Consider the following 9,428-nt stretch of genomic DNA (forward strand, 5'->3'; position numbering starts at 1 on the left):
GCCGTCGGGGAGCCCTCGCCGAGGCGGTAGAGATGGGCGCTGATGCAGCTCCCCGAGATCGCCATGCCGGCGCCGAAGCTGAGGCCTGCGGCAAGGAGGATCGGGCTGACCGGGCCGATATGGGCGCCGGGCGGCAGGCGTGTCCCGGATGGGTCCGGCATCCAGGCCCCGTACACCACCGTGTAGCCGACGATGCCGACCGCGAGCGCCGCGAGGATTGCCAGGATCCCGCGCGGGTCCCGGGCGTCGAGGAAGTCGCGCCAGTGGCAGAGGAAGCAGAAGCGGGATCGCTGCAGCACGAAGCCGAACAGGGCGCCGAGGATCAGGGAGAGCGACAGGTTCGCGCCTCGCGGCTGCGCGAGCAGGGCGTCGGATGCGAACCCGAGGCCGAGCACGACGAGGGCCGCGAGCGACCAGCGCAGGATCGTGCCGAGAGCGACCGATGCGGCCCCTACGGGACCGCCCCCGATCCGTGGATCGAGGGCGGCCTTCGGATGGGCGGCGATGTCGGGTGCGGGTCCTGCCGTCACTTCCCGCCCCAGACCGTGCCGGCCGGGTTCGCGATCGGGACGCCGACCGTGTTGCCGTACTCGGTCCAGGACCCGTCGTAGTTCTTCGCCTCGTAGCCGAGCAGGCGGGTCAGCACGAACCAGGTGTGGCTCGAGCGCTCGCCGATGCGGCAGGTCGTGATGACCGGCTTCGATCCGTCGATGCCGGCCGCCGCGTAGAGCGCGCGCAGCTCCGCGACCGGCTTGATCGTGCCGTCCGGGTTGACCGCCTTGCCCCAGGGCACGTTGGCCGAGCCGGGGATATGGCCCGAGCGGATCGCCAGTTCCTGCACGCCGGGAGGCGCGACGATCTTGCCCGAGAACTCGTCGGGCGAGCGGATGTCGAGGATCCTCGCGTCGCGCTCGCCCTTGGCGACGGCGAGCACGTCGGCGAGCCGGGCGCGCAGCGCGCCCGAGCGCTCCGCTACGTTGAACCGGCTCGGGGCGAGCTGGACGCTGCGCGTGTCGAGGGGGCGCTTCTCGGCCTCCCACTTCTTGCGCCCGCCATCGAGGAGCTTGACGTTGTCGACGAGGCCGTTCTGCGCGAACACCCAGGCGCCCCAGGCCGCGAACCAGTTGTTGTTGTCGCCGTAGAGGACGACCGTTGTGTCCCGGTCGATCCCGAGCCGCTGGACGAGGGCCTGGAACTTCTCCGGGCTCGCGATGTCGCGGGTCACCGTCTCGACGAGGTCGGTGTGCCAGGCGACGTTCTGCGCGTTCGGGATGTGGCCGCGCTCGTAGAGCCCCGGCTCGACCGAGACCTCGACGATCCGCAGCTTGGGAGCGTCGAGGTTCTTCTCGAGCCACTCCGTCGTCACGAGCGGGCTCTCCGCGGGCCCTGGAGCGGCGAGGGCGGCGGGTCCCGCCAGTGCAAGACCAAGGGCCAGAATCCAGGTTCTCAATGTCATCACGTTTCCTTCGGGTGAGAGCGCAGAGGGGACCGGAGTTGAAAGGGGTGTCAGCTTCCAGGCTTTCGCACCGCATCCGCGACGCTGACCGGCCGGGGCAGCAAGCCGAGCCTGTGGAACGTGTCGGCCACCCGCTGCTGGTCGGCGACGACGCCGGCACCGAGGGGTGTCACGCCGTAGGTCAGGCGCTTGAGGGCGGCGGTGAGGATCGGTGCGGGAATGCCGACGGAGGGTGCCAGCTCGGCCGCGACCGCGTCGGTGTTGTCCTTGGCCCAGGCATCGATCTCGCCGATGGCCGCGAGGGTGGCGTCCACCACCGCGCCGTTCGCCTCCACGAAGCCACGGGTCGAGAGGTAGAACTGGTGGTTCGGGACGAGGCCGCTGCCGTCGATCAGGGTGCGTCCGCCCGTCGCCAACTGGCCCGAGGCGAGATAGGGGTCCCAGATCGCCCAGGCGTCCACCGCCCCGCGGGCGAAGGCGGCCGCCGCGTCGGCCGGCGCCAGGAACGTCGGGGTGATCGCCTCGTAGGGAACGCCCGCCTGTTCCAGCGCCCGGACCAGGAAGTAGTGGACGTTCGAGCCCTTGTTGAGCGCGACCTTCCTGCCCCTCAGCTCGGCCACCGAGCGGATCGGACTGTCCTTGGGCACCAGGATCGCCTCGCCCAAGGGGGCGGCGGGTTCGTGGGCGACGTAGAGGAGGTTCGGGTTGTTGGCCTGGGCGAAGATCGGCGGCGCCTCGCCGGCCGATCCGAAATCGATCGCGCCGGCGTTGAGCGCCTCCAAGAGCGGCGGCCCCGACGGGAACTCGGCCCAGGCCACGCGGTAGCCCAGCGGCTTGAGCTTCCGCTCCAGCAGGCCCTTGCCCTTGAGCAGCACCAGGGTGCCGTATTTCTGGTAGCCGACGCGGATGACCTTTTCGTCGGCGCGCGCGACCAGCGTGCCGAACAGGACGATCACGGCAACGAAGAAGAGGGCCCACCCCCACCACCTCCCTTCGTGACGGATAGAGAGGGTACGAAGCGCGGCAATTCTGGGCATGGCCTGGATGGTCCTCGTCGATCGTCGGGGAAGAGGCGTGGCTCAATGCGCCGCGATGCGGCGGCTCGGCACGATGTCGTTGGCCATGACCTCGCCGAACGGCCCGTCGTTGCGGGCGTGGCTCGGGGGGACGCCGGTGGTGCTCTTCAGGGGCAGCTTCGGAAAGACGAGCTCGGCGAAGCGATAGGCCTCCTCCAGGTGCGGGTAGCCCGACAGGATGAAGCGATCGATGCCGAGATCGATGTACTCCTTCATCCGGTCGGCGACCTGATCGGCCGAGCCGACCAAGGCCGTGCCGGCGCCGCCGCGCACGAGGCCAACGCCGGCCCAGAGGTTGGGCGAAACTTCGAGCTTGGTGCGGTCGCCGCCATGCAGCGCCATCATCCGGCTCTGGCCGACCGAATCCTGACGCTTCAGGGTGGCTTGCGCCCGCGCGATGGTGGCGTCGTCGAGGCGCGAGATCAGGTTCTCGGCAGCGGCCCGGGCCTCGCCTTCGGTCTCGCGCACGATGACGTGCAGGCGGATGCCGAAGGAGAATGTCTTGCCCTTGCGCGCCGCGGCGTCCCTGGCGCGGGCGATCTTCTCGGCGACGCCGGCCGGGGGCTCGCCCCAGGTCAGGTAGACCTCGCAATGCTCGGCGGCGACCTCGATGCCGGCGGGCGAGGAGCCGCCGAAATAGAGCGGTGGGTACGGGGCCTGCCGGGGCGGGAAGATCACCCGGCCCTCCTCGACCTTCAGGTGCTTGCCCTCGAAGCTGACGGTCTCGCCGGACATCAGCCCGCGCCAGATGTGCAGGAACTCGTCGGTGACGACGTAGCGCTCGTCGTGGTCGAGGAAGACGCCGTCGCCGCGCAGCTCCACCGGGTCGCCTCCGGTGACCACGTTGATGAGGAGGCGCCCGTCCGAGATCCGGTCGAGGGTCGCGGCCATGCGCGCCGCCACGGACGGCTCCTGCAGGCCCGGCCGCACCGCCACGAGAAAGCGCAGGCGCTTCGTCTGGGCGGCCAGCGCGGAGGCGATCACCCAGGAATCCTCGCAGGATCGCCCCGTGGGCAGCAGCACGCCGTAATAGCCGAGCTCGTCCGCGGCCTGCGCGACCTGGCGCAGATAGGCGAGCGAAACCTCGCGGGCGCCCTCCTGCGCGCCGAGATAGCGGCCGTCGCCGTGGGTCGGCAGGAACCAGAGAACGTCGGTCTCAGCGGTCATGCGGTGTCTCCGTGATGGGGCCGGGATGCGTCGCTCGCGGCCTGTCAGGCCGGCGGACGCTCGCGCAGCAGGTGATCGAGGATGCGGCCTTCCAGCGCCGCAAGGTCGGCGTCGCCGCGGCGACGCGGCCGCGGCACGTCGACGGCGAGGTCGAGGGCGACGCGGCCGTCCTCCACCACGAGGATGCGGTCGGCCATGGCCACCGCCTCGGCGACGTCGTGGGTGACGAGGATCGCGGTGAAACCCTGGTTCAGCCAGATCCGTTCGATCATCGCCTGCATGTCGATGCGGGTCAGGGCGTCGAGGGCCCCGAGCGGTTCGTCGAGGGCGAGCAGCCCCGGCCGGCTCACCAGTGCGCGGGCCAGGGCTACGCGCTGGCGCTGGCCGCCGGACAGGGTGGCGGGCCAATTGCCGGCCTTCTCGGTGAGACCGACCTCGGCGAGCACGGCTCGCGCCCGCTCGGCCCGGGCCGCCCTGGTTCCGGCCTCGGCGAGGCCGACGGCGACGTTGTCGAGGACGCGCGCCCAGGGCAGCAGCCGCGGCTCCTGGAACATGATGCGGGAGGTCGGCCGGCGCGGCCCCTCGGCCTCGACGGCGATGCGCCCGGCGGTGGGCCGCTCCAGCCCGAGGACGAGGCGCAGCAGGGTGCTCTTACCGCAACCCGAGCGCCCCACGACCGCCACGAACTGGCCGGCCGGAATGTGGAGGTCGAGACCTTCGATGACGCTGTGTCCGTCGAAGGACTTGGCGACGCCGCGCAGGGTCACGGCGAGGCCGTCCGATGGTCCGCGGGGTGCCTCGAGGCGGGGCCGTGTCCGGGTCTGCTGCGCGGCCTGCCTGGGTTCGACGATCTCGTCGTGAGGACGCAGGGCGGTGGCGATCATGATCGGGTGTCCGTGAGGGGGCTGGAAGAGGAACGTCGGTCGCCGACTCAGACGTTCCGGTAGGCGGGGTTCCAGCTCAGGAATGTGCGCTCGAGGAGCCGCGTCAGCGTGTCGGCGACCTTGCCGAGAACGGCGTAGATCACGATCGCCAGCACCACGACGTCGACGAGCATGAACTCGCGCGCCTGCATCGCCATGTAGCCGAGCCCCGAGGAGGCCGAGATCGTCTCGGCGACGATCAGCGTCAGCCACATGATGCCGAGCGCGTAGCGCAGGCCCACGAAGATCGACGGGAGCGCGCCCGGCAGCACCACCCGCCGGAACAGCGTGAGCGGCGACATCCCGTAGACCCGGCCCATCTCCACGAGTTGCGGGTCGACGGAGCGGATGCCGTGCAGCGTGTTGGCGTAGATCGGGAAGAACACCCCGATGGCCACGAGGAAGAGCTTGGCCTCCTCGTCGATGCCGAACCACAGGATCACCAGCGGGATCAGCGACAGGTGGGGGATGTTGCGCACCATCTGCAGCGTGGTGTCGGTGAGCTTCTCGGAGATCCGGGACAGGCCGTTGGCGAGGCCGAGACCGAAGCCGATGCTGCCGCCGATGAGGAAGCCGCTCGCGGCGCGCAGGAAGCTGACCCAGAGGTTCGCCCAGAGCTCGCCGGTCCGGCTCGCCTGCCAGCCCGCCGCAACGACGTCGCTGGGCGCCGGCATGAACCGGGTCGAGACGAGGCCGCCCGAGGCCGCGGCCTGCCAGCCGAGGATGATCGCCGCCGGCACGAGCCACGGGGTCAGGCGCGAGACGAGATCCCGCGTGCGAGTGGAAGCCATGGCGCTCTAGCCCCTTCCGAACTTGGCGTCGGCCGGCGGCGTCCAGACGGCGTCCGCGACGCGGATCGGTTTGGCGATGAGGCCGAGGCCGTGGAACCGGTCTGCGATGCGCTGCTGCTCGGTGATGGTCGCCTCGCTCATCGGTGCGATGGTGAAGCGGATGCGCTCGACCGCGCGCTGCGAGGCCTCGAGGGGCACGTTGGTGACCTTCGACAGGGCCGCGGCGACCTCGGGCCGGTTGGCCTCGCACCAGGACGCGACCTCGGCGAGCACGTCGAGCACCGTCGCGAGGATCGCCGGCTGCTGCCGCGCGGTATCGGCATTGGCGAGAAAGTAGTTGTTGGTGACCAGCACCTCCGAGACCCGCAGCAGCACGCGGGTGGTCGGGGCGCGCTCGGCGATGGCGTAGTAGGGGTCCCAGACGGTCCAGGCATCGACGGCGCCGCGGTTGAACGCGGCGGCCGCGTCGGCGGGGCTGAGGTAGACCGGCTCGATGTCGCCGTAGCCGAGGCCGGCCTTCTCCAGGGCGACGACGATGAAGTTGTGGGCGCTCGATCCCTTGGCGAAGGCGACCCGCTTGCCCTTCAGCTCCGCCACGCTCCGGACCGTCGAACTCGCCGGCAGCAGGATCGCCGAGCCGGACCCGCCACCGGGCTGTGAGGCGGCATAGACGAGATTGGCGCCGGCGGCCTGGGCGAAGACCGGGGGAGCGTCGCCGGTCTGGCCGAAATCGATGCTGCCGAGGCCGAGCGCCTCGAGGAGCGGCGGCCCGGCGGAGAACTCGGACCAGCGCACGTTGATCCCGAGAGCCTTCAGCCGGGTTTCGATCACGCCCTGCTGCTTGGCGACGACGAGGATGCCGTTCTTCTGGTAGCCGATCCGGACGGTTCCGGCTTCGGCCGCGCGCAGCGGCGTGGCCGCGGCGGCCGCTGCCGCGAGGACGAGGCGGCGCGTGATCATCGGGCCTGCCCCGTGGCGACGCGGACCTCGTCGAAGGACAGGACGGGCCGTCGCTCGGCGGTGAGGATGTCGGTCAGTTCCCCCGCCGCGGCGGAGATCCGCTGACGGACGCCGTCGTCCGCGAGCACGCCGTCCTGGAAGTCGGCGTCGCAGGCATAGATCGCGGTGGGCAGGCTCAAGGCGCCGAAGAAGCCGAACAGGGGCCGCAAGGCATGCTCGACCACGAGGGCATGGCGTGGCCCGCCCCCCGTCGCCGCCAGGATCACCGGCTTGTTCGCGAGCGCTCCTGGATCGACGAGGTCGAACACATGCTTGAACAGCCCGGCATAGGCGCCCTTGTAGACCGGCGTGCCCACGATGAGGGCGTCGGCATTCTCGATCGCCTCGACGACGCGGCGGGCCGGCAGGGACAGCGCTTCGCGCGCCCAGGCCGAACCGAGCCCGGGGCCGGCATCGACGATGTCGAAGCGCCGGATGTCGAGCGGTGCCCGCGTGGCCGCCGCGGCGGCGATCGCCTCGACGAGGGCCCGCGTCTTGGACGGTCGGTGGGTGTTTCCGCTGAACGCGACGAGACGGGGGAGCGCCATGGATTCGATCCGATCGAACGATTTGGCGAGGAAACGCGATGGTCCGGGAGGGCGAAACCTGCCGTGCCCGGAGGGTCTGCAGGATGCCGGAGCCATCGCGGCACTGCGCCGACAAGGTCCCTGGACTCTGCCCGGCACCCCCGAAATCGTCAATGAAACGTACTTTTAAAAGAACACGACAGTGGAGATGATTGTTCGGACAACTTGCGCTTTGTGAGAAGAATAGTGCGAAACGACCCCACAGAGCGAAAACAGCCGCCGATCGACGTCGAATAACGGACGTCGGAACGAGAGGTGTTCGATAAAACGAACGACGTGGTGCGACCCAGCAGGGCGTCGCCCATTGCTCGGCGCCTGCCGTCGGAACCCGCGCCCAGCTTCAGGCAAGATTAACCAAGTTGGCGCTTACTCGCGGTCGTTGACGGCCATTCCTTCCCTCGACGGCGACCCCCCAATCACGTGTCAGGCGCACGCGGCGCGTCCGCGCGCACTCGGCTGGCTTTGGGCCCCCAAGCGGGACATGCGTATCGAGTAGGGTCCCGATGACATTTGTCGCGCTTCGCTCGCGCCGCTGCCCCCGGCACGACCGCCGCCGTCGCCGCAACCGCGCGCTGCTGACGCTTTCGGTTGGGATCCTGGGTCTCGCAGGAGCGTGGCTCGCCGGACGGGGTGAGACGGAACCGGTGCCTTCGGCGAGTGTCGCGGCCGCGCCCGAGGCAGCGCCGATCCGGACCGTCCCTGCCGACCATGCCTGGATGCTCGATCCTTCGCCCGCCCTGGGCAGCGGGGGGGCGGGCCTTGCCCTGTCCGCGCCCCTCGCGCCGGGGTTCCACCCCGCCGCCGTCGTGGCTCCCCGGGTGGAAGTCCGGATCGCCGACGTGGAAGCGGCGAGCCAAAGGCGGCCCGAGCGGCTCGCCCTCTCGGCTCCCTTGCCGATTCCCCTGCCGGTGCCACGGCCGCCGGAATTCCGGCGCGAGCCGGTCGCGGTCACCGCGCGGCTGGCCCGCCGTCCGATCATGCCCTCGACCCAGAGCGTGTTCCGGGCGGCGCGAGGGGACGAGCCGTCCCTGTTCGAGCGGATCTTCGGGGAAGCCCCGGCGCCCGCCGCCCTGGGTTACGCCGCCGTGGACGGCACGGCGGAGGAAACCTCTCCGCGCCGGCGTCTCGTTCCCGCCCCCGCGCCGATGAATGCGACGGGGACGGCGATCTACGACATCACCGCCCAACGGGTCACGCTCCCCAACGGAGAGGTGCTTGAAGCCCATTCGGGCCTCGGCCCCAGTATGGACAATCCGCGCCATGTGCATCTCACCATGCGCGGCGCGACGCCTCCCGGCACCTACGAGCTGAGGGAGCGCGAGGCCCCGTTCCACGGGGTGCGGGCGATCCGCCTCAACCCGGTGGGCGGCCCGGCGGCGATCCACGGCCGCGTCGGCCTCCTGGCCCATACCTACATGCTCGGCCCGAGCGGCGCCTCCAACGGCTGCGTGGTGTTCCGCGACTACCAGCGCTTCCTGCAGGCCTACCTGCGCGGCGAGGTCCAGCGCCTCGTGGTGGTGGCGGGAGACGGCGGGGACGGGCCCGCCTGGAGCGGGCGCCGCTACGGCCTATCGGGCCGGTCGGCCAGGGGCGGCTGAGGCGATGTCTCTCGTTTCGTGGCAGGACGATCCGTGAGGCTTAGGCTGCGGCCTCGGGAAGGATGCCGATGGATCCGAGCACCAGGCGCTCACGGCCCTGATCGGATCGCTCGCCGCCGGCCCCCGGGCCGGTGGTGCCAAGCCGCGCGAGACCATGCCGGCCGCCCCGGAAAAAATCCGGCCATTTCGGCTCAGTCGGAACGCTCCCGATGGCCGTGGCTTAGCTCCTTGCAAGACAATGTGGGAGCGAAACGATGAGTCAAGCTGGCACGCCGCAGCCGGGTGCTGATCCCAAGCCTGGCGGTGCTCCTCCGCCCGATCCGCAGGATCAGAAGGAGGGGCCGCATCCCTCCATCCCGCAGGAGGACGGTCCCGAGATCGAGGAGACCGAGGGACAGCCGACCTGAACCTCGCGATCACGACCCCGCCCGGTTCGCCGCGGCGGGGTTTGTCATGGCGGCGACCGTCGCCACAAGGCGGCAAACGAGCCGGTCGCACGGAGGGCGAGGACGAGCGTCGGCCCGATCTCGCGGTGTCACACTCGCCCGATCCTGGAAGGAGTGGCATACGGTCCGGCGCTCCCTGCGTTCGGCTCCTCATTCCTCCTCGGTGGATCCCATGAGCAACCCAGCGACGTCATGATGGCAGACGCCGAGACCCCACCGACGATCGACGCGCTTCTGGCGGAGAACGCCGTCCTTCGGGGGCTGCTCGCCGATGCCGACAGGAAAGCCGATTTAAGCGCCGCCCATCAGGCCGCCTTCGCCGCGAGCGAGGACCGCCTTCAGATCGCGCAGCGAGCCGGGCAGATCGGGACGTTCGAATGGGATC

The 9,428-nt window shown here is 70.5% G+C and carries 11 protein-coding genes; 3 read left to right on the plus strand and 8 right to left on the minus strand.

Annotation, left to right across the window (positions count from 1 at the left end):
• From ACFE7U_RS08895 to msuE, 8 genes are all read right to left on the minus strand, one after another.
• Positions 1–530 (minus strand): YeeE/YedE thiosulfate transporter family protein (locus ACFE7U_RS08895; protein ID WP_375409364.1); only part of this gene is annotated, 530 nt, incomplete at its 3' end.
• Positions 527–1,456: a sulfurtransferase gene (locus ACFE7U_RS08900; RefSeq protein WP_375409365.1), complete on the minus strand. Its 930-nt coding sequence runs from the start codon at positions 1,454–1,456 to the stop codon at positions 527–529. The genes ACFE7U_RS08900 and ACFE7U_RS08895, both read right to left, overlap by 4 nt.
• A gap of 50 nt (positions 1,457–1,506) precedes the next feature.
• The gene (locus ACFE7U_RS08905) at positions 1,507–2,493 is read right to left on the minus strand and encodes a sulfonate ABC transporter substrate-binding protein (RefSeq protein WP_375409366.1); all 987 of its coding nucleotides are present in this window, start codon (positions 2,491–2,493) and stop codon (positions 1,507–1,509) included.
• A 42-nt stretch (positions 2,494–2,535) separates the two neighbouring features.
• The gene (gene ssuD / locus ACFE7U_RS08910) at positions 2,536–3,699 is read right to left on the minus strand and encodes an FMNH2-dependent alkanesulfonate monooxygenase (protein ID WP_375409367.1); all 1,164 of its coding nucleotides are present in this window, start codon (positions 3,697–3,699) and stop codon (positions 2,536–2,538) included.
• 44 nt (positions 3,700–3,743) lie between these two features.
• On the minus strand, positions 3,744–4,583 hold the full coding sequence (locus tag ACFE7U_RS08915; RefSeq protein ID WP_375409368.1) for an ATP-binding cassette domain-containing protein: 840 nt from the start codon (positions 4,581–4,583) through the stop codon (positions 3,744–3,746).
• 47 nt (positions 4,584–4,630) lie between these two features.
• A complete protein-coding gene (ssuC, locus tag ACFE7U_RS08920) occupies positions 4,631–5,413 on the minus strand; it encodes an aliphatic sulfonate ABC transporter permease SsuC (RefSeq protein WP_375409369.1) in 783 nt (260 codons plus the stop codon).
• A gap of 6 nt (positions 5,414–5,419) precedes the next feature.
• Positions 5,420–6,373: a sulfonate ABC transporter substrate-binding protein gene (locus ACFE7U_RS08925; protein WP_375409370.1), complete on the minus strand. Its 954-nt coding sequence runs from the start codon at positions 6,371–6,373 to the stop codon at positions 5,420–5,422.
• Positions 6,370–6,960 (minus strand): FMN reductase, encoded by a 591-nt coding sequence (gene msuE, locus ACFE7U_RS08930; protein WP_375409371.1) that lies wholly within the window; start codon positions 6,958–6,960, stop codon positions 6,370–6,372. The genes ACFE7U_RS08925 and msuE overlap by 4 nt, the downstream gene beginning before the upstream one ends.
• Before the next feature lie 683 nt (positions 6,961–7,643).
• On the opposite strand from msuE, the gene ACFE7U_RS08935 reads away from it, so the two are divergent.
• From ACFE7U_RS08935 to ACFE7U_RS08945, 3 genes are all read left to right on the plus strand, one after another.
• Entirely contained in the window at positions 7,644–8,597 is a 954-nt protein-coding gene (locus tag ACFE7U_RS08935; protein WP_375409372.1) for a DUF2778 domain-containing protein, read from the plus strand.
• Between the two features lie 254 nt (positions 8,598–8,851).
• On the plus strand, positions 8,852–9,004 hold the full coding sequence (locus ACFE7U_RS08940) for a hypothetical protein (RefSeq protein WP_375409373.1): 153 nt from the start codon (positions 8,852–8,854) through the stop codon (positions 9,002–9,004).
• A 231-nt stretch (positions 9,005–9,235) separates the two neighbouring features.
• Positions 9,236–9,428 (plus strand): hypothetical protein (locus tag ACFE7U_RS08945; protein WP_375409374.1); only part of this gene is annotated, 193 nt, incomplete at its 3' end.

Source organism: uncultured Methylobacterium sp., from assembly GCF_964251405.1.
Classification (GTDB): Bacteria; Pseudomonadota; Alphaproteobacteria; order Rhizobiales; family Beijerinckiaceae; genus Methylobacterium.